At 27.7% G+C, this 19,055-nt stretch carries 22 protein-coding genes; 15 read left to right on the top strand and 7 right to left on the bottom strand.

Features of this window, described 5'->3' with window-relative positions; all coding sequences use genetic code 11:
- Positions 1-3: 3 nt before the first annotated feature.
- The 4 genes from AMO08_RS03070 to kdsB all read right to left on the bottom strand — a co-directional run bounded on the left by AMO08_RS03070 (position 4) and on the right by kdsB (position 3,671).
- Complete coding sequence (locus AMO08_RS03070; protein WP_075485012.1) at positions 4-321, bottom strand: YbaB/EbfC family nucleoid-associated protein; 318 nt, start codon at positions 319-321, stop codon at positions 4-6.
- Positions 314-1,966 (bottom strand): DNA polymerase III subunit gamma/tau, encoded by a 1,653-nt coding sequence (gene dnaX, locus AMO08_RS03065; protein WP_075485005.1) that lies wholly within the window; start codon positions 1,964-1,966, stop codon positions 314-316. The genes AMO08_RS03070 and dnaX overlap by 8 nt, the downstream gene beginning before the upstream one ends.
- 140 nt (positions 1,967-2,106) lie before the next feature.
- Positions 2,107-2,940, bottom strand: a complete 834-nt coding sequence (locus AMO08_RS03060) for a prephenate dehydratase domain-containing protein (protein WP_075485003.1) — start codon at positions 2,938-2,940, stop codon at positions 2,107-2,109.
- Positions 2,940-3,671 (bottom strand): 3-deoxy-manno-octulosonate cytidylyltransferase, encoded by a 732-nt coding sequence (gene kdsB, locus AMO08_RS03055; protein WP_256997648.1) that lies wholly within the window; start codon positions 3,669-3,671, stop codon positions 2,940-2,942. The genes AMO08_RS03060 and kdsB overlap by 1 nt, the downstream gene beginning before the upstream one ends.
- A 113-nt stretch (positions 3,672-3,784) precedes the next feature.
- On the opposite strand from kdsB, the gene AMO08_RS03050 reads away from it, so the two are divergent.
- Complete coding sequence (locus AMO08_RS03050; protein ID WP_075484997.1) at positions 3,785-4,324, top strand: c-type cytochrome; 540 nt, start codon at positions 3,785-3,787, stop codon at positions 4,322-4,324.
- Here AMO08_RS03050 and argF read toward each other — a convergent pair.
- Together argF and AMO08_RS03040 are read right to left on the bottom strand one after the other, a co-directional pair.
- The gene (argF, locus tag AMO08_RS03045) at positions 4,316-5,245 is read right to left on the bottom strand and encodes an ornithine carbamoyltransferase (RefSeq protein WP_075484994.1); all 930 of its coding nucleotides are present in this window, start codon (positions 5,243-5,245) and stop codon (positions 4,316-4,318) included. The two genes, AMO08_RS03050 and argF, sit on opposite strands and share 9 nt — an antisense overlap.
- Position 5,246: 1 nt before the next feature.
- Complete coding sequence (locus AMO08_RS03040) at positions 5,247-6,413, bottom strand: aspartate aminotransferase family protein (protein ID WP_075484991.1); 1,167 nt, start codon at positions 6,411-6,413, stop codon at positions 5,247-5,249.
- 169 nt (positions 6,414-6,582) lie between these two features.
- On the opposite strand from AMO08_RS03040, the gene AMO08_RS03035 reads away from it, so the two are divergent.
- A complete protein-coding gene (locus AMO08_RS03035) occupies positions 6,583-7,077 on the top strand; it encodes a GcrA family cell cycle regulator (protein ID WP_075484989.1) in 495 nt (164 codons plus the stop codon).
- On the opposite strand, the gene AMO08_RS03030 is transcribed toward AMO08_RS03035, so the two are convergent.
- Positions 7,078-8,064, bottom strand: a complete 987-nt coding sequence (locus tag AMO08_RS03030) for a complex I NDUFA9 subunit family protein (protein WP_075484987.1) — start codon at positions 8,062-8,064, stop codon at positions 7,078-7,080.
- A gap of 16 nt (positions 8,065-8,080) precedes the next feature.
- Between AMO08_RS03030 and AMO08_RS03025 the strand changes: the two genes are divergently transcribed.
- The 13 genes from AMO08_RS03025 to AMO08_RS02965 all read left to right on the top strand — a co-directional run.
- Complete coding sequence (locus AMO08_RS03025; RefSeq protein WP_075484985.1) at positions 8,081-8,695, top strand: ribonuclease D; 615 nt, start codon at positions 8,081-8,083, stop codon at positions 8,693-8,695.
- On the top strand, positions 8,695-9,663 hold the full coding sequence (locus AMO08_RS03020) for a KpsF/GutQ family sugar-phosphate isomerase (protein ID WP_075484983.1): 969 nt from the start codon (positions 8,695-8,697) through the stop codon (positions 9,661-9,663). Before AMO08_RS03025 ends, AMO08_RS03020 begins: the two co-directional genes overlap by 1 nt.
- A complete protein-coding gene (gene lptC / locus AMO08_RS03015) occupies positions 9,664-10,239 on the top strand; it encodes an LPS export ABC transporter periplasmic protein LptC (protein WP_075484981.1) in 576 nt (191 codons plus the stop codon).
- Position 10,240: 1 nt separating this feature from the next.
- Positions 10,241-11,017 carry an ATP-binding cassette domain-containing protein gene (locus AMO08_RS03010; RefSeq protein ID WP_075484979.1) on the top strand — a complete coding sequence of 259 codons (777 nt, stop codon included), beginning with the start codon at positions 10,241-10,243 and terminating at the stop codon, positions 11,015-11,017.
- A gap of 6 nt (positions 11,018-11,023) precedes the next feature.
- The gene (gene aroA / locus AMO08_RS03005) at positions 11,024-12,349 is read left to right on the top strand and encodes a 3-phosphoshikimate 1-carboxyvinyltransferase (RefSeq protein WP_082255014.1); all 1,326 of its coding nucleotides are present in this window, start codon (positions 11,024-11,026) and stop codon (positions 12,347-12,349) included.
- Positions 12,342-13,013 carry a (d)CMP kinase gene (locus AMO08_RS03000; RefSeq protein ID WP_102134041.1) on the top strand — a complete coding sequence of 224 codons (672 nt, stop codon included), beginning with the start codon at positions 12,342-12,344 and terminating at the stop codon, positions 13,011-13,013. Before aroA ends, AMO08_RS03000 begins: the two co-directional genes overlap by 8 nt.
- On the top strand, positions 13,000-14,727 hold the full coding sequence (locus tag AMO08_RS02995; protein ID WP_075484977.1) for a S1 RNA-binding domain-containing protein: 1,728 nt from the start codon (positions 13,000-13,002) through the stop codon (positions 14,725-14,727). Before AMO08_RS03000 ends, AMO08_RS02995 begins: the two co-directional genes overlap by 14 nt.
- Positions 14,728-14,742: 15 nt before the next feature.
- Positions 14,743-15,036, top strand: coding sequence for an HU family DNA-binding protein (locus tag AMO08_RS02990; protein ID WP_075484975.1), 294 nt, complete (start codon positions 14,743-14,745; stop codon positions 15,034-15,036).
- Entirely contained in the window at positions 15,026-15,718 is a 693-nt protein-coding gene (pyrF, locus tag AMO08_RS02985; RefSeq protein WP_075484973.1) for an orotidine-5'-phosphate decarboxylase, read from the top strand. The genes AMO08_RS02990 and pyrF overlap by 11 nt, the downstream gene beginning before the upstream one ends.
- Positions 15,715-16,344, top strand: a complete 630-nt coding sequence (locus AMO08_RS02980; protein ID WP_075484971.1) for a phosphoribosylanthranilate isomerase — start codon at positions 15,715-15,717, stop codon at positions 16,342-16,344. Before pyrF ends, AMO08_RS02980 begins: the two co-directional genes overlap by 4 nt.
- Positions 16,334-17,563, top strand: a complete 1,230-nt coding sequence (locus AMO08_RS02975) for a tryptophan synthase subunit beta (protein WP_075484969.1) — start codon at positions 16,334-16,336, stop codon at positions 17,561-17,563. The genes AMO08_RS02980 and AMO08_RS02975 overlap by 11 nt, the downstream gene beginning before the upstream one ends.
- Positions 17,563-18,363, top strand: coding sequence for a tryptophan synthase subunit alpha (trpA, locus tag AMO08_RS02970; RefSeq protein ID WP_075484967.1), 801 nt, complete (start codon positions 17,563-17,565; stop codon positions 18,361-18,363). The genes AMO08_RS02975 and trpA overlap by 1 nt, the downstream gene beginning before the upstream one ends.
- On the top strand, positions 18,360-19,055 hold a 696-nt coding region (locus tag AMO08_RS02965), incomplete at its 3' end, for an acetyl-CoA carboxylase carboxyltransferase subunit beta (RefSeq protein ID WP_075484965.1). The genes trpA and AMO08_RS02965, both read left to right, overlap by 4 nt.

Raw genomic sequence — 19,055 nt, 5'->3', positions numbered from 1 at the left:
ATTTTATAAGGGCCATTTGAAACCTGGAATTCCAAACCCACCTGTTGCTTTTGAAATTTCCTCAGTTGTTTTTGATTTAAGTTGAGATTTAGCACTATTATGTGCTGCAACAATTAAATCTTCAATTATGGTTTTGTCCTCTTTCATAATTTCATCAGATAACTTTATTGTTTGCATCTCTCCCTCTCCATCCAAAGTTATCTTTACAGAATTTGAACCCGAAACTCCTTCAACTCTAATTTCCTTAATCTTTTGTTGGCTTTCTTTCATTTTTGCCTCAAGTTCTTTTGCTTTATCTAAAATTTTACTAAAATCAGTCATTATCAACTCCATCTTTTTTTGAATTTACATCTATTAATTCGGCATCAGGAAATTTATCCATCACACTTTTAAATATTTCTGAATTTTTCATTTCATCCATTAACTTTTTTTTTACATTTTTTTCTTTATCTTTTACTGAAATCTGCCCTTTTAATTTACTAAACGTAATAATCCATCTTTCACCGGTCCATTCAAAAAGCTTTGATGATAAATCTTTTACAAAATCTTTATCTAAACTTTCATTAAAAGATATTTCAATTCTGTTTTTTTCAAATTTTACAAGGTTAACATTTTTTTCTAATTCGTATTTAAGTTTGATTTCTTTTCTTTTTGAGCAAATTTCAATTAAATCCTCAAATGCATTTATATTAATTTTATGTTCTGCTTTAATTTCTGTTTGAACTTCTGGTTTGGTTTTTTCTTCCTGTGCAATATTCTTGATTTGATTGATTGCTTTAGGAGTTAATTCAGTTTCTTTATTGTTAACTAAATTTTCACTCTTCAAATCAATCTCAACTTTTTCAACTTTATTTTTAGATTTTACAGAACTTAAATGCATCAGTCTTATTAAGAACATTTCAATTGAAAGGTGCTGGTTTGAAACAACATCAATTTCTTCAAGAGAAGAAATGGCAAATTGCCAAAATAATATCAATACCTCTGAATCTATTTGATTTGATAAATTTTTAATTTTAGAAAATTCTTCATCATTTAATGAAAAGTTTGTGCTTTCTAAAGTTAAAGAATTAATATTTTTAAAATAATAAAGTAACTCTAAGAAGTCATTAATAAAAACTTTTGGTTCAACACCTTGGTCATAAATTTTTCTATAAATATTTATTACTTTTGTTTCTTCACCTTTTAAAATCAGCTCAAATAAGTCAATTAATTGAGATTTATCGAAATATCCAAAAATTTTCTGAGCTGAATTTAAATCCAATTCCTTTCCATCATCCAAACTTAATAATGCTCTATCTAATAATGATAAAGCATCTCTAACAGAACCTTCCGAAATTTTTACTATAAGCTTTAAAGCATCTTCTGTTATTTTTCCATTTTCCTTATCTTTAATTAATTTTATATATTCTAATAATTCTGAGGATTTAATTCTAGACAAATCAAATCTTTGACATCTAGAAACAACAGTAATAGGAATTTTTTTTATTTCTGTTGTTGCAAAAATAAATTTTAAATATTCAGGTGGCTCTTCTAAAGTTTTTAATAATGCATTAAATGCTTGCTTGCTAAGCATATGAACTTCATCAATTATGAAAATTTTATATTTTGCAGATGTTGGCCCATATCTAGAAAATTCAATCAAATCTCTTACGTCATCTACGCCTGTTTTGCTTGCGGCATCCATCTCAAGAACATCGATATGATTTGAGTTTGTAATCGCATCACAATTATCACATTTAATTTTACATTTATTTTCTATTCCATTTGAACAATTAAGTGCTTTTGCAACAATTCGTGCTGTTGTAGTTTTTCCTATTCCCCTTATTCCAGTAAACAAATATGCATTAGGTATTTTGTCAGCTTTAATCGAGTTGGTAATAGTTTCTGCAACAACCTCTTGACCAATAAGATCATCGAAAGTTTGTGGTCTATATTTAAGCGCTAATACTTTTGAGTTATTATTCATATATCTATAAGGAGACTAGAACCTGAATAACTGTCTCTACGACTGCTTCCGTTAAGATCTGGTCGGGTTCAAGCAGCATCCACCTCTAGCCTCCAAATCTATTATAGCAGTTAAAATTTCTAATCTACAAGAAAAGATTCTTATTTATTTTGTCTCAAACTATCAGCTTCAAAAACACCTAGAACGTGAAAATCCTCACAATGTAAGCCCAGCTCTTCAAGAGATTTTTGAACTTTTGAGTCTTCAATATGTCCATCTAAATCACATAAAAAAAAATAAGAATCGAAACTATTTTTTTCTGGATAACTTTGTAGTTTAGTTAAATTGACACCATTAATAGCAAAACCTCCTAGTGATTGATAGAGGGCAGCTGGCTTACTTTTCAATTTAAATAAAAAAGAGGTTATATAAGTTTTGTCTTTAAATTCTGGTTGAGAAATATTTTTTCCCATAACCAAAAATCTTGTCAAATTTCCACTTTCATTTTCTATATTTTTTTCAATTACTTCTAAGCCATAAATTTCAGCGCTTAAGGAAGATGCTATCGCAGATTGTTTGATATCTTTTGTTTTAGAAATCATTTCAGCAGATCCAGCAGTATCTGCTCTAATATGTTCTGCTAAATTATTTTCTTTTATAAATTTTGAACACTGAGACAATCCTTGAGCATGTGAGTATACTTCTTTGATATCTTTTAATTTAGCTCCAGGTTGTCCTAATAAGTTGTGTTCAATTTTTTGAAAATGCTCTTTATAAATATTAAGCCTATGTTTAAATATTAAATATTCAATTCCAATATTACCAGTAATTCTATTTGATTCTGGAATTATAATTCTGCTATCTGGCTCTTCAGATGCTTTGTTAAAACACTCATCAAAAGTTTTACAAGGTAATATTTCTGCTTTAGGATCAATAGAAAGCGCTGCTAAATGAGAATATGCACCAAAGGTTCCCTGAAAATAAATTTTACTCATCAATTCTTATATTCCATTATTTTTTTTAAGGCTAGATAATCTTCTTCTGTATCCACTCCTATTGGAGATGACATAGCATGTGAAACATTGATATCAATATTATTATCTAATGCTCTTAACTGCTCTAGTCGATTTTCTATTTCATTTTTGGATTGATCCAAGTGAACAAATTTTTCTAGACAATCTCTTGAATAACAATAAATTCCAATATGGTGATAAATATTTTCCACCTGCTCAGATTTTCTTGAAAAGGATACAGCCTTTGGAAAATGATCACTTTCTAGGCTATTTTCAGTAATGACCTTAACAATATTTTCATTCTTAAGGTTTTTATTATCTTTTATTTTTGCCGCAAGAGTTCCTAAATTAGAATTATTTTTTACCATTTTGTCATTCAAATTTTTGATATCATCAATATCGATTGCTGGTTCATCACCTTGCAAATTCATAATAAAATCAACATCTCTAACATTTGATTTTTTAAGCGCCTCATGAATTCTATCTGTACCTGTCTTATGTTTATTGCTAGTTAAAATAGCATTGAAACCATTTCTTTTGACATCATCAATAATTTCTTGATCCTCTGTAGCTACAATCACGTCTCCAATATTGGCTTCTCCAGCTTTTTTAGACACATGTGATATAATTGATAAGCCATTTATTTTTAATAACGGTTTACCTGGAAGCCTAGTCGCAGACATTCTAGAGGGTATAATTACTAAAGTTTTCATTATATTTTCAAATTATTATACTCGTTAAACAACTATAGAGGCAAATTTATACATTAAATTTTAGCTTTTTTTTAATTTATCGTGTTATACGTTCACTACAAAATTTAGAAAAAATGGATTCTTTCGAAATAAATAAAATAGTTGCTGCAGTTTTAATGGTTGCCCTGCTTGTTATCGGTATTGGAAAATTATCTGATGTTATATTCCATGTAGAGAAACCTGAAACACCTGGTTATTCAGTTGAAGTAGAGGCTGCCACTACTGTATCCACAACCAGCTCAAGCACGACGTCAGACAAAATTGATATATCAGCATTGATGGCAATGGGAGATGTTGCTCATGGTGAAAAAGTTTTTAAAAAATGCGCAGCTTGTCATTCAATTGTTAAAGGAGGAAAGAATGCTATAGGTCCAGCACTTTATAATGTTGTGGGAAGAAAAGTTGGAGCGGTTGAAGAATATAAATATTCTAAAGCATTAGCTGCGTATGATAAAGAATGGACTTTTGAAGAACTAAATGGATTTTTAATTAAACCTGCAAAATGGATTAAGGGAACAAAGATGGCATATGCAGGTCTTAGAAAAGAAAAAGATAGAGCCTCTGTAATAAAATATCTAAATGAGAATTCAGACAGCCCTTTGCCGCTACCTTAATTTTCCAAAACAATATAATAAAATACTTTTTTGTACGTGAACTCTATTGAGTGCTTGTTGCCATACGTGAGATTTTTTTCCCAAGAAAATATCATCACTCACTTCGTCTCCTCTAGGTAAACAATGTAAAAAAATGCAATTCTTTTTTGCGTAACTCATTAATTTTTTATCAATTTTAAAATTTTTAAATGCTTTTATTTTTTTCTTCTTATTAACTTTATCATTTAAAGAAATAACTTTATCAGAAAAAATTACATCTGCATTTGAAACTGCTTTTTTTGCATCATTAAAAATATAAATTTTTTTATTATTTTTTTTGACCCAAGCTCTAACTTGTTTTCCTGGTTCAAATTTTTTTGGACAACCTATAATTAATTTAAAAGAAAATTTTACTGATGCAGCTATTAAGCTACTCAAAACATTGTTTGAATCACCTATCCAGCAAATATTTAATTTTGAAATAGGTTTTTTCGTTATTTCTTCAACAGTAAAAATATCAGATAAAACTTGAGTAGGATGTGACGACGGGCTTAGACCATTAATAATAGGAATTTTTAAATATTTTTTGAAGTCTTCGATCTTTTTATCACTATCAGTTCTCATCATAAAACCATCACCATAAGTAGATAAAAGTTTAGCAGTATCAGCAATACTTTCTCCTCCTTGACCTAAGTGAAGCTCATTAGATCGAAGAGTTAAGGTGCCGCCTCCAAGCTGTTTAATTGCTAAATAAAAACTAATTCTTGTTCTCGAGCTAGCCTTCTCAAACATTTGTATTAAAATCTTACCTTTAAGAGGTGCACCTTTGTCAATCTCAAGAGTGTTTAGTTTTTTTCTTGAATTCTTTCTTTTCTTAGCATCACCAATAATCTTTCTAAGATCTTTTGCAGGAATATCTTTTAAATTTATAAAATGTTTCATATTATTTTATTTGTGAACAAACCTTTTCAATAATTTTTATTGCTAAATCTATTTCATTTTTTTTAACATTTAATGGAGGTAGAATACGAACAACATTTTCAGCTGCTCGAATAGTCAACAATTGATTATCCATTAATTTTTTAATGAATTCGGTTTGATCTTTATGTAACTGTATCCCAATCAAAAAACCTCTTCCTCTTATTTGCTTAATTATTTTTGGATATTTTCCTTGAATTTTATTCAATTTAAATAAAAAATACTCCGATAGAGTTTTGACATTATTTAAGAATTTTTTATTTGATATAATATCCATAACAGTGTTTCCAACAGCCATCGCCAAAGGATTTCCTCCAAATGTTGATCCATGAGTGCCTGGTGTCATGCCTGAGGCAACTTTTTTGTTCATTAAAACTGCGCCAATAGGAAATCCTCCACCTATCCCTTTTGCAATTGGTACAATATCAGGTTTTACTTTTGATTTTTCAAAGGCAAAGAAATCACCTGATCTTCCTATTCCACACTGAACTTCATCGAGAATTAATAATATTTTTTTCTTGTTGCATAATACTCTTAATTCTTTTAAGCACCAATCTGGTATCACTTTTATACCGCCTTCACCCATAATCGTTTCAACCATAATTGCAGCTGTGTTTTTATTAATTTTTTTTTTAAGAGAATTATGATCCCCAAAACTGAAGTGGTCAAACCCTGTTACTTTTGGGCCAAATCCCTCGGTCATTTTTTTTGATCCACTTGCAAAAATTGTTGCTAAAGTTCTTCCGTGGAAGGAGTTTTTAATGCATAAAATTCTATTTTTATTTGGTTTACCTATTGAGTAAAAATATCTTCTCGCAACTTTAATTGCTGCTTCTGTAGCTTCGGCACCACTATTTTGAAACATTACATAATCAGCAAAAGTTTTAGTACATAATTTTTTAGCAAGTTTTTCTCCCTCTGGAATTTGAAATGCATTAGATACATGCCATAATTTATTTGATTGATCTTTTATAGTTTTTATTAATTTAGGATTTGCGTGGCCTAAAGAATTAACTGCTATTCCTTGTACAAAATCTAAATATTTTTTTTTACCAATAGAATATAAATAGCTACCTTTGCCGTATTTAAAGGAAATTTTTTTTCTATTATAATTTTTTGCTAAATAACTCATAAATTTAATTTGTTTTATAAATTTTAATTATTAATACAAGTTGGGATTGAAAATAAATATATACTTACTAATTAGATTTTATGTTGATAAGTCTCATTTTTTGATTGTTTAATTTAATTTTATATCAGTATATTGTTGTTTTATATAAATAAGATACAAGATATTGATTATGAGCTGGACTGATGAAAAAGTTGCAAAATTAAAGGAACTTTGGGGAAAAGGTAATACTGCTAGCCAAATTGCTGAAATAATTGGTGGCATTAGTAGAAATGCAGTTATAGGTAAAGCTCATAGGCTAAACCTATCAGCAAAAATCAAAACAAGAACAGCTACATCAAACCAAAACTTTGAAAATTCAAAAATTGAAAAAAATATTCAAATAAAAAGAGGGCGTCGAAGTAAATTTAAATCTTTAATAATTGAAAAAGATTTTGAACCAGAAAATCCAAAGCAATTAGAAGAGCTTGATGAAAACTCTTGTAAATGGCCTGTAGGTCATCCTGACGAAAAATCATTTTATTTTTGTGGAAGATCGTCCTTAAAAGATTTTTCATATTGTAAATTACATCTTTTGTATGCTTACCAACCTAAGGGTAAAAAAGAGGAAGTTGCAGATAAAGAAGAGATACCAGAATTAATTGAAAAAAAAATTCAATCGGCTTAATTAATTTGGCTTTGTATCCAATTCATTTTTAGAAATATATTTATCTGTGGAAAACTGCCCACCGTCTCTCCACATATAAGAATATTTTTGAACTTCTTTATCAAAATATCTTTTACTTGGTGTACCAACATCAAAGTTTGTTTTGTATTTTCCTGAAGGAATATTGTTGTATTTTAAAAGTCTTAATTGATCTCTTGTAAGTAAAGGATTAGGCATCATTTCAAAAAATCTTGCCGAAATTTCTGCTATTTTTAATGGAAAAGGTATGAGTAACCTTTTTTTTCCAATTGATTTTAATAGTTTTTCTATTATTTGTTTAAAAGTAATTGTCTCAGGCCCTATACATTCAATAATTTTTGAATCAACATTTTTTGAAAGTATGTTGCAAATAACATCTGTTAAGTCTGAACAATGAATTGGTGAAAATTTAGTTGATCCGCCATAGTATAATGGAAAAAAAGGAAGTCTATTTAGTATGGTCATAAAATTTGTTGTAAAATTATCATCTGACGAATAAACAATTGAAGGCCTTAAAACTGTTGCGAGAGAAAAATTTTTAAAAATATTACTTTCACCATCGAGCTTACTTTTTGCATATTCAGAATCTTCTGCTTCATTTATTCCTAGAGCCGATAAATGTATAAAATGTTCAAGATTATATTCCTTGCAAAGTTTTGCTAATATTGATGGAAATATTGAATGAATATTTTTAAAAGTATTACCTTTTTTCTTTTCAAATAAAATTCCAATTAAATTTATACAAATATCAGCTTTCTTAAAAAGTTCTCTTATTTTATTTTCATCGAAAATATTGGCTTCTACAATATCTATATAACCAACATTGGCTTGGGTTTTTATGATATAGCTTTTTTGGTGTATATTTCTTGTAACTACTGTAACTTTATAATTATTCTTAGTCAGCTTTCTTATTAAGTTTCTACCAATTTGACCACTCCCACCAAAAATTAGACAATTTTTTGCTTTCATATATATATGTTTAAAAATGAGTAATAAAATTCAATTACACAAAAACGATCTACCAGATGATTTGAAATTAGACAATAATATAATAGCTGTAGATGGTGAGTTTATGGGGTTAAATGTTAGACGAGATCCTCTTTGTTTAATTCAAATATCAACTGGCAATTCAGATGCTCATATTATCCAATTTGATAGAAAAAACTATAACGCACCAAATTTGTCTAGAATACTTAGTGATAGTAAAATAACTAAAATATTTCATTACGGGAGAGCTGATTTAGCTCATATAAAATATTATCTAAAAATTAATACAAATAACATTCTTGATACTAAAATTGCCTCTAAACTAGCAAGATCGTACTCTGACAACCATTCTTTAAAAACATTAATTAAGGAATTTTTAAACATTGATATAAGTAAACAATTTCAAAATTCAGATTTTGGAGGTCAATTAACCTCTTCACAACTGAAATATTGTGCAAACGATGTAATCTATCTACATAAAATTCATGAGGAATTAAATAAAATACTAGAAAGAGAAAATAGATCAGAACTTTATTATAATTGTTTAAAATTTTTACAAACTAGAGTTGATCTTGATTTAGCTTTATTTAAAGATGATGTCTGGGCACATTAATGAATAAAAAGAAATTTCAAACTATTGCTAAGGATGTAATTAATCTTGAAATTAAAGCACTACAGAAATTAAAAAAAAATATTAATTCTTCTTTTAATCAAGCTGTTAGTCATATTATAAAATGTCAATCTAAAGTAATTTTGTGTGGCGTAGGTAAAAGTGGAATTATAGCTTCAAAAATTGCTGCAACTCTTTCTTCGGTAGGTACACCATCTTTTTGTCTTTCAGCTGGAGATTCTTCTCATGGTGATTTGGGTAGTATTTCAAAAAAAGATATTTTAATATTAATAAGCAACTCTGGCGAAACAAATGAATTAAAAAATATTATTCAATATGCAAACAGAAATAAAATATTATTAATTTGTATAGTATCTAAAAAAGACTCGTTACTTTATAAAGCTGCGGATATTAAATTGCTTATACCACAAACAATTGAAGCTGGGGGTATAGTCCCTACCTCAAGCACTACTGTTCAACTGGCACTTGGTGATGCATTAGCTATTGCAATAATGAAGTATAAAAAATTTGATAAAATGGATTTTAAGAAGTTGCATCCAGCTGGAAATTTAGGGGCTCAACTTAAAACAGTTGAAGATATAATGTTAGTTGGAAATAGAATACCTTTTGTAAGTCAGAATTTAAGAATGAAAGAAGCGTTAAAAATACTTAGTGCAAAAAATTTAGGTGTTCTAATTGTTCAAAATAAACAAAAAAAAACCATTGGAATTATAACTGATGGACAAATCAGAAGATTTAATCAAAAGAAATTAAATATACAATCGATGAGAGTAAGCGAAATAATGACAAAAAAACCTATAAGCATTGAAAAAGATTCTCTAGCAGCTAAAGCTTTGGCACTTATGAATAGTAAAAAAATTACCTCATTAAGTGTTTATAATAAGAAAAATAAGAATAAAACTATAGGCATATTACATATTCATAATATTTTGCAGTCAAATATTACATAAATGAATAATAAATATTTAAGAATTTCATTTTTAATTCTTATTGTATTTATTTTTATTGTTTTTTTTTACCAAAAAATTTTTAAAAAAGATGAAAAAATTATTTCTGAGACCACACTTATAGAAAAAGACAACACTTATAATTCAAATATCATTAAAGATGTGAGATATACCTCTAGAGATGTTAAGGGAAACGAGTACGTTATCACAGCATCTGAAGGTGAAATTGATTTTTCAAACAGTAATATAATATTTTTAACAGATGTTTACGCAACAATAATATTAAAAAACTCAAATTTATTAACAATTTCCTCATCATATGGAAAGTATAATTCAAATAACTTAGATACTATTTTTTCAAAAAATGTAATAATTAATTACCTAGATAATAAAATTACTGGAGAATATCTAGATTTCTCACCAAGAAGAAATTCTATGATTGTTTCAAAAAATATAGTTTATACAAATCTAAAAAATATTCTTAAAGCAGATGTAATTGAAATTGATTTAAAAACTAAAGATACTAAAATTTATATGTATGAAAATAAAAAAAAAGTAAAAATTCAAAGTAAAAATTAATATGGCAATTATTAAAAAGTTCAGAATAAAGTCATTTAAAAATATTAATTCAATTATTGAGTTTGATAATGTTTCTTTATCTTATGGAAATAGATTAATTTTAGACAATATAAATTTTAAAATTAATGAAGGTCAAATATTTGGCATGCTTGGTCCAAACGGTGTTGGTAAATCAACAATTTTTAATTTAATTACCGGGCTAGTGAACCCAGATAAAGGAAAAATAAAAATCGTTAATGAAGATGTAACAAAATATCCAGTCTACCTTCGAACAAAAAAGTTTAAAGTTGGATATGTTCCTCAATATGGAGGATTTTTTAACGATCTTACACTTCATGATAACTTAAAAGCTATAAGTGAAATTGTGATAGATAATAAAAATTTAAGATCAGAACGTATAAATAATTTAATTTCTAAATTTGAGTTGGATAACTTAAAAGATATTAAAGCTAAATTTTTATCAGGAGGACAGAAAAAGAAATTAGTTATAGCATTATCTTTATTAGGAAATCCTAAAGTTTTACTATTAGATGAATGTTTTGCAGCTCTTGATGTTTTAACAATTAAAATGCTTCAAGAAATTATTGTAAATCTACAACAAGAAAACCGTATAACAATTTGTATCTGTGATCACCAAGCAAGAGATTTGCTAGCATGTGTTGATACGGCAATGATTCTAAGTAACGGAAAAATTATAGCTCAAGACTCTCCTTCAAACCTAGTAAGAAATATTGATGCCAAAAATGCATATTTTGGCGATAGTTTTAAATTTAATTAATCTTTAATGACAAATTCGATAGAAATTAAAAAAAAAATAAATAAATTTAATAAAAAAATCAGAGTAAGTGGTGATAAAAGCCTGAGTATTAGATGGGTATTATTTTCTTCACTAGCGAATGGTGAATCAAAAGCAAAAAATTTATTATTATCTGAAGATGTTCTTGCTGCATTTAATGCTATCAGAAAGTTGGGAATTAAATCAAAAATAAATACAAAGGAGTGTGTAATTTATGGAAAAGGTATCGATGGTTATAAATATAATAACAAACTTACTCTAGACGCAAAAAACTCTGGTACATTAGGTAGACTTATTCTTGGTTTATTAATAAATACTCCAAAGTTAATAAAACTAATTGGGGATAAGAGTTTATCAAAAAGAGATTTTAAAAGGATTGCTGACCCTCTAAATAAATTTGGTGCAAAAATAAAATTAAATAAACAAAATAATTTACCTTTAACTATTTTAGGATCACAAAACTTAAAACCAATTAGATACATAGAAAATCGGGGTTCAGCGCAATGTAAAAGTTCAGTGATATTTGCTGGGATGAGAACAAATGGAACAACTATAATAAAAGCAAAAAAATCAAGAAATCATACTGAACTTTTAAGTAAGCATTTAAGTTTACCTATAAAAATTAAATCAAAAAAAAATTATGATTTAATAAAGATTCAAAAAGTAAAAAAAATACATAACCTTAATTATGATATTCCATCAGATATTAGTTCTGCTGCTTTTTTTATAGTACTAACAGCATTGTCTAAAAACTCAAAACTTACAATTACTAATGTTAACATTAATCCAACAAGGACTGGAATAATTACAATATTAAAAAAAATGGGTGTAAAAATTAATATTAAAAATAAAAGAGTATACAAAGGTGAAATAATTGCGAATATTCAGGTTATTAGTTCTAATAATATCAAGGCAATTAATTGCCCACCAAGCTTAAACAGTGGAGCTATAGATGAATTTTTGATTATTTTTTTAGTTGCTGCAAAAGCTAAAGGTATTTCTTACTTTAAAAACTTAGAAGAATTAAATCAGAAAGAAAGCCCTAGATTAGCTTGGGGTGCAAAAATTCTTAATAAAATGGGAATAAAAACAATTGTCAAAAAAAATAGTATTAAAATTTATGGCAATCCTAATCTAAAAATTAATAAAAAAATTATAATTAAAGATTTTCTAAAAGATCATAGAGTTTTTATGAGTAGTGTAATAGCGGCATTAACTTTTGGCGGTAGTTGGACTATACATGATAAGGACTCAATCAAAACGTCTTTTCCAAGATTTTTAAATATAATAAATAAAATTAAAAAAAATGATTAAAAAAAGAAGTAATATTTTGAAAATTGCTATAGATTCTCCTGCTGCTGCAGGTGCTGGTACTATAGCAAAAGCTATATCTAAACATTATAAATTATTTTATTTAGATACTGGAAAAATTTATAGATACATTGCTTATTTAAAAATAAAATTTCCAAGAAAATTTAACTATAAATTTATTAAATCAAAGATTAAATTTTTAAAAATGAAAGACCTTTCAAAAAAATCTTTATTATCCGATAAAGTTGGAAATGAGGCCTCAATTATTTCTCAAAACAAAAAGTTAAGAAAAATTGTTCACTTAATTCAGTTAAACTATGCTTATAATCCACCAAAAAAATATAAGGGTTCATGTTTAGATGGAAGAGACATAACTTATAACATAATTCCAGATGCAGATTTTAAATTTTATATTACTGCCAACATTACTACTAGAGCTAAACGAAGATTTAAGGAATTAAAGGCAATAAACAAAAAAATTACTTATAAAGAAGTCTTAAAAAGCATTAAAAAACGAGATAAAAGTGACCTAAACAGAAAAATTGCACCTCTTAAAAAAACAATAGATTCACTATTGATTAATACGACAAACCTTAATAAAAGGGCATGTTTTTTAAAAATTAAAAAAATAATAGACAGGAAATTAATAGTTAATGGAAATTTATAAAGATTTATCAAACGCCGCATCACAAGAATTCGAAAAATTATTAAACAGTCAGTTATCCAAAATTAATATTGAGGAGGGAAAGATTATTGAGGGAAAAATCAATAAGATTACTGAAAAATTTGTATTTTTATTTGTAGAGGGACTAAAATCAGAACCGGTATTAGATATTAACGAGTTGAAAAGTATGGGTTTATCTGAAAAAATTAAAATAGGTGAAACAATACCTGTACTGCTTGAAAAAATTGAAGATAAACGTGGGGAAGTTTTAGTATCTGCTAGTAAAGCACAAAAAATAAAAGGTTGGGATAAACTAGTTGAAGCATATGAAAAAAATGAACCTATCATGGGTAAGATCACATCTAAATGTAAAGGTGGATGTATAGTTGAGCATATAGATACTGGTTCACTAATGTTTCTTCCTGGATCTCAAATTAGTGACAAACCTCTAAAAGACATTAGTCATCTGATGAATGAGCCCCAAAAATTTGCACTTATTAAATTAGATAAAGTGAGAGGTAATGCCTGCGTCTCTAGAAGAGAAATTATATCCTCATTTAAAAAAGAGGATAAAGCCAAAATTATTGAAAAATTTAAAGTTGGAGACATAATTAAAGGTGCAGAGGTGAAAGGTTACAGCACTTTTGGCTGTTTCTTTAATGTAAATGGAGAACTTGATGTATTAGTTCATTTACAAGAAATATCTTATTCAAGAGTGAATCATCCTGATGAAGTATTCAATATAGGTGAAAAACATGACTTGAAAGTTATAAGTGTAGATAAAGAAAAATTACAAGTAGGTTGTTCAATCAAACAATTATCCCCAGATCCATTCGAGCATATTGAAAATTATGAACTAAATAAAGTATACAAAGTTAAAGTTGTAAAGTTGATGGATTTTGGAGCATTTTGTGAATTAGAACCAGGATTAACAACTCTACTTCATTCTAGTGAGTTAAGTTGGTCAAAAAAAAATATTTCTGCAAAGAAGTTATTCAAAGTAGGTGATGAAATTGAATGCGTGATTACAGAAATTGATAAAGAAAAAAGACGTGTGGCTATTTCACATAGATTGACAAAAGAAAATCCATTTGAAACTTTTGAGAAAAAATATCCAGTCGATACAATTGTTGAGGGTGAAGTTGTAAATAAAAATGAATATTCTTTATTTGTAAAAATAGAAAATTTAGATGTTGATGCATTTTTGCACTGCAATGATTTAACTTATTCAAATAATGGGGAAGAAGAGCTCTCTAAATATAAAAAAGGTGATAAAATTAAAGTTAAAGTTTTAGAAATCAAAGCAATTGAACAAAAAATTAGAGTTGGTTTGAGACAAACTCTAACGGATCCATTTGATTGGTTTAAAGATAAAACAAAAAATCAAACAATAACAGTAAAAGTCATATCTACTGACAATAAAGGTTTACTAGTTAGACCAGAGGGTTGTGAAATGGATTTTCAAATAAAAAAATCAGCAATAGCAATCAATGCTGCAGATGCTAGGCCAAGTAGGTGGACTGGAGGAGAAAAGTTAGATTGTGCAATAGCTGAACTTGATTTGAATAAAAGGAAAGTTGTGCTTAGCATTAAACTTCTAGAGGAAATTGAAAAGAAAGAAGCTTTAGAAAAATATGGATCTGAGGGATCAGGTAAAAATTTACCTTTTTCATCTTTATCTGAAGATCTAAAGAAAAAAGAAGAAGAAACAGAATAAATTAAGAAGATAAAATTGGCTGTTGTAAAATCAAAGCTTTTAAAACAACTCTCTGATAATTACCCAAATTTTTTAAAAAAAGACCTAGAAAAATTTACAAATATCATTTTGAGTGAAATAAAAAGATCTCTTAAAAGGGGTGATAGAGTAGAACTGAGGGGTTTTGGAGTTTTCTCGACTAACACACAGAAAGCTAGAATATCAAGAAACCCTAAAACTGGTGAGAAAGTTAATACTCCTGAAAAAAAAACAATTCACTTTAAAATGTCAAAAGACTTGTTTAAAAAAATAAATAATAATGAAGAATAAAACTATATTTGTTGCCTGCGATACTTCAAATTTGAATAAAATTAAAAAGATAATAAAACAAACAAAAACAAAAAAACTTAAAATTATTCCAAAATTTGGTCTTCAATTTTTTTATTCCAAACATGGAAGAAAATTCTTAGAAGACATTAAAAGTGATTTTTGGTTAGATTTAAAAATAAACGATATTCCACAAACAGCTATGTCTGCAATACATAGCTTAAAAGATCTAAAAAAATGTAAATATATTACAGTACATGCCAATGGTGGATTGGAAATGCTAAAAGCAGTTAAAAAAGAAGCAAAAAAAATAAACAAAAATATAAAAATATTGGGTGTTACAGTATTGACGAGTTTTAATAATAAATCTCTAAAAGAAATAGGTCATACTAAAAAGATCAAACAATTAGTTTTAAAACATGCTGAACTTATAAATAAGTCAAGTTGTGATGGTGTGGTTTGCTCTGCACAAGAAGCATTAATTGTTCGAAAAAAATACAAAAAATTATTAATTATAACACCTGGAATAAGATTACCAGGAGACAGTTCCAACGATCAAAAGAGAATTATGACCCCTATAGATGCTTTTAAAAACAAAGTTACAGGCATAGTCATTGGTAGATCTTTAACGAATGGAAATGTAAAAAATAATACAAAAAGATTAGTAGATCATTTAAATCAATGATCAGAGGTTGTAAAATTTGCGGGATATCAGATTCTGAAACATTAAATTTTATTATCAATCATACTTATCCACCTAAATTTATTGGTTTCATTTGTAATTATCCAAAAAGCTCAAGATATATTGAAACAAAAAATCTTAAAAAATTACTAGATGTAAAAAAAAATAAAAGTGAATTTGTTGCTGTTTTAGTAAAACCTGAAAATGAAATTTTAGAAAAAATAAAGAATTTACCTTTTGATTATTATCAATTGTATGACTGCACTCCAAATGAAATTAAAATTATCAAAGAAAAATATCAAAAAAAAATTATTACAGCCTTAACTATAAAAGATAAATTTGATGTTAATAAACACAAGTATTTTTCAGATGTAACAGATATTTATTTATTTGACAGTAAAGGTTATGAAAAAAGTGAAAAATTTGATCATAATCTGATTAAAACTCTTAAACTCAATAAAGAATTAATGATAGCAGGCAACATAAAATTTGATGATAATCTTAAAAATTTCAAAAAAATTGCCAATTTTATAGATTTATCTGGAGGCCTAGAAACTTCTGGATTAAAAGATAAATCCAAAATAGAAATTTTTTTAAATAATTTAAATAAAGTAAAAAATGAGACTTAAGAAAAAAATTCCATTAATTGACCAGCATGATAATAATGGTTTTTGGGGTGGTAAATTTGGGGGTAGTTTTATCCCTGAGACTTTAAAAAAACCGGTTGAAGATCTAACAAATGAATTTTCAAAATTAAGGAATAATAAAAATTTTATAAAAAAAAGAGATTATTATTTTAAAAATTACATAGGATCACCTACTTCATTTGTAAAATTAGAAAATTTATCTAATCACTTAGGTGGAGCGCAAATATGGGCCAAAATAGTTTCTGAAGCCAATGGCGGTGCTCATAAAATTTATAATGCTACTGTTCATGCATTAATTTGTAAAGCAATGGGTAAAAAATATATAGTTGGTGACACAGGTGCAGGTTATGCGGGCAAAATGTTAAGCATGGCTGCTAAAAAATTTGGTCTTAAATGTAAAATTTTCATGGGTGCAAAAGATATTAAGAGGCAAAAACCAAACTGTGATGCTATGAGAAAAAATGGTGCTGAAATAATTCCTGTATATTCAGGCAGTCAAACCTTAGTCGATGCGGTCAGTGAGTGTATGAGATATTGGGTATCAAATTGTGACACTACACACATGTGTGTTGGCAGTACAGTTGGTCCAAATATATTTGTAAAAATTTGTGGATGGAGTACAGCACAAATTTCAAGAGAATTAAAAATACAAATTAAACAAGAATTCAAAAAAATTCCAAAAAAAATTAAATTAATTAACTGTGTGGGTGGTGGGAGTTCTGCATATGGTTTTTGGAGTGAATTTATAGATTTTAATAAATCGCAAATAGAATTAGTTGGTGTAGAGGCTGGAGGTCCAAAAAAATCAAAACTCCACGCTGCACCTTTAAGTAGAAATGCTAAAATTGGAATTTTACATGGTGCAGCTTCTTATGTTTGTCAAAACAATGAAGGTCAAATAAATGATACTGAATCAATTAGTGCTGGGTTAGATTACCCAGGCGTAAGTCCAATACATTGTTTTTTAAAAGATGCAAAACGGGCGAGATACACTTATGCAACTGATGAAGATGCATTAAAAGCACATGTGATGGTAACTAAATTTGAAAAACTTAATCCGAGTTTGGAACCTAGCCATGCATTTGCTGAAGCAATAAAAATTGCTCCAAAATTAAGCAAAGACACAATTATAATAGTTAACTCTTGTGGTGATGCTAAAAAAGATAGAGATATCTTAAGAGAGAGGTTGGGTAAAAATTAATGAATTCATTAATAAGCAAAGCTTTCTCAGCTGCACGAGCAGAGAATAGACCAGCTTTACTTACATATACTGTCGCTGGAGATAATACTAAAAAAAAATCCTTAGAAATATTAAAATCAATTTCAAATTATGCAGATATTTGTGAATTAGGTTTTCCTCACAACACTCCTATAGCTGATGGAGGACAAATACAAACAAGTGCTTACCGGGCAATTAAAAATGGTATTAAAATTAATGATGTTTTTTCAATTGTAAAAAATTTTAAAAAATTAAAAAAAAATAAACCAATTATACTGATGGGCTATTACAACATGATCTATCAATATAATGAAAATAAATTTTTAGAAAAATGCAAAAAGTCAAAAGTTGACGGTTTAATAGTTGTTGATTTACCTTATCCAGAAAATAAAAATTTTGCATCAAAATGTAAAAAAAGAAGAATTAATTTTATTCAGTTGGTTTCTCCGACAACTTCTAAGATAAGATTAAAAAAAATCATAAAAGACTCACACGACATGATTTATTATATAAGCATGTTATCTACAACGGGTGGAAAGCTTAAAGTATCCCCAAAAAAAATATTAGAAAAATACAACAAAATAAAAAAACAAAATAAATCAAAAAATGTTGTTATTGGTTTTGGAATTACAGAAAAAACCATCAAATCTCTTAAAAATGCTGATGGTTTAGTGGTTGGTAGCTCAATTTGTAAAGAAATCTCTAAATCCATTGAAAAGAGACAAAATGCTGTCACAAATGTTACTAATATCGTAAGGAGATTAAAAAATAAAATTCTATGAACTGGATAACAAAAATTATTAAAGCAGGTGAAAAAATTAAAACTGCTATACGTGAAAGAGCTACAAAAGAAGATATTGCAAAAAGTGATTGGACATCGTGTTGCAAGGGTCCAATTTTAAAAAAAGATTTAGAAGAAAACTTGTGGGTATGTCCAGATTGTAAACGTCATCATAGAATAAAACCACATCAAAGATTTGATATTTTGTTTGGAAAAAATAATTATGAAATCTTCAAAACTCCAATACCAAAAGACGATCCACTAAATTGGACTGACTCCAAACCTTACAAAGAAAGATTAAAAAGTGCCCGAAAAAAAACAGGATTACAATGTGGAATGTTGGTTGCCTCAGGAACTATAAATAATATTAAAATTACAGCTGTAGCTTCTGATTTTGATTTTTTAGGAGCTTCAATGGCAGCTGCAGAAGGTGAGGCTTTTTTATATGGAATACAACATGCCATAGAAAATCAAACACCTTTTTTATGTATTAGTGCAGGTGGGGGAATGAGAATGATGGAAAGTTTAATTTCTTTATCTCAAATGACAAGAACAACTCTTGCAATTAATGAATTAAAGAAAAATCATCTTCCATATTTAGTGTGTATCACTGATCCAACGGCAGGAGGTATTACTGCATCATACGCTATGTTAGGTGATATTCACATTGCAGAACCAGGAGCTTTAATTGCA

The organism is Candidatus Pelagibacter communis, assembly GCF_001180205.1.
Taxonomy (GTDB): Bacteria; Pseudomonadota; Alphaproteobacteria; order Pelagibacterales; family Pelagibacteraceae; genus Pelagibacter; species Pelagibacter ubique_O.
The sequence above is the reverse complement of the archived record's forward strand: the minus strand, read 5'-3'. Positions and strand labels throughout refer to the sequence as shown.

Excerpts from the sequence above, each read along its gene's own strand:
- AMO08_RS02980 (WP_075484971.1), top strand. The coding sequence starts at position 15,715 with ATGATCAGAGGTTGTAAAATTTGCGGGATATCAGATTCTGAAACATTA.
- dnaX (WP_075485005.1), bottom strand. The coding sequence starts at position 1,966 with ATGAATAATAACTCAAAAGTATTAGCGCTTAAATATAGACCACAAACT.
- AMO08_RS03030 (WP_075484987.1), bottom strand. The coding sequence starts at position 8,064 with ATGAAAGCAAAAAATTGTCTAATTTTTGGTGGGAGTGGTCAAATTGGT.
- kdsB (WP_256997648.1), bottom strand. The coding sequence starts at position 3,671 with ATGAAAACTTTAGTAATTATACCCTCTAGAATGTCTGCGACTAGGCTT.
- AMO08_RS03040 (WP_075484991.1), bottom strand. The coding sequence starts at position 6,413 with ATGAGTTATTTAGCAAAAAATTATAATAGAAAAAAAATTTCCTTTAAA.
- argF (WP_075484994.1), bottom strand. The coding sequence starts at position 5,245 with ATGAAACATTTTATAAATTTAAAAGATATTCCTGCAAAAGATCTTAGA.
- lptC (WP_075484981.1), top strand. The coding sequence starts at position 9,664 with ATGAATAATAAATATTTAAGAATTTCATTTTTAATTCTTATTGTATTT.
- AMO08_RS03000 (WP_102134041.1), top strand. The coding sequence starts at position 12,342 with ATGATTAAAAAAAGAAGTAATATTTTGAAAATTGCTATAGATTCTCCT.
- pyrF (WP_075484973.1), top strand. The coding sequence starts at position 15,026 with ATGAAGAATAAAACTATATTTGTTGCCTGCGATACTTCAAATTTGAAT.
- AMO08_RS03060 (WP_075485003.1), bottom strand. The coding sequence starts at position 2,940 with ATGAGTAAAATTTATTTTCAGGGAACCTTTGGTGCATATTCTCATTTA.
- AMO08_RS02995 (WP_075484977.1), top strand. The coding sequence starts at position 13,000 with ATGGAAATTTATAAAGATTTATCAAACGCCGCATCACAAGAATTCGAA.
- AMO08_RS03050 (WP_075484997.1), top strand. The coding sequence starts at position 3,785 with ATGGATTCTTTCGAAATAAATAAAATAGTTGCTGCAGTTTTAATGGTT.
- AMO08_RS03035 (WP_075484989.1), top strand. The coding sequence starts at position 6,583 with ATGAGCTGGACTGATGAAAAAGTTGCAAAATTAAAGGAACTTTGGGGA.
- AMO08_RS03025 (WP_075484985.1), top strand. The coding sequence starts at position 8,081 with ATGAGTAATAAAATTCAATTACACAAAAACGATCTACCAGATGATTTG.
- aroA (WP_082255014.1), top strand. The coding sequence starts at position 11,024 with ATGACAAATTCGATAGAAATTAAAAAAAAAATAAATAAATTTAATAAA.
- AMO08_RS03070 (WP_075485012.1), bottom strand. The coding sequence starts at position 321 with ATGACTGATTTTAGTAAAATTTTAGATAAAGCAAAAGAACTTGAGGCA.
- AMO08_RS03020 (WP_075484983.1), top strand. The coding sequence starts at position 8,695 with ATGAATAAAAAGAAATTTCAAACTATTGCTAAGGATGTAATTAATCTT.
- trpA (WP_075484967.1), top strand. The coding sequence starts at position 17,563 with ATGAATTCATTAATAAGCAAAGCTTTCTCAGCTGCACGAGCAGAGAAT.
- AMO08_RS03010 (WP_075484979.1), top strand. The coding sequence starts at position 10,241 with ATGGCAATTATTAAAAAGTTCAGAATAAAGTCATTTAAAAATATTAAT.
- AMO08_RS02975 (WP_075484969.1), top strand. The coding sequence starts at position 16,334 with ATGAGACTTAAGAAAAAAATTCCATTAATTGACCAGCATGATAATAAT.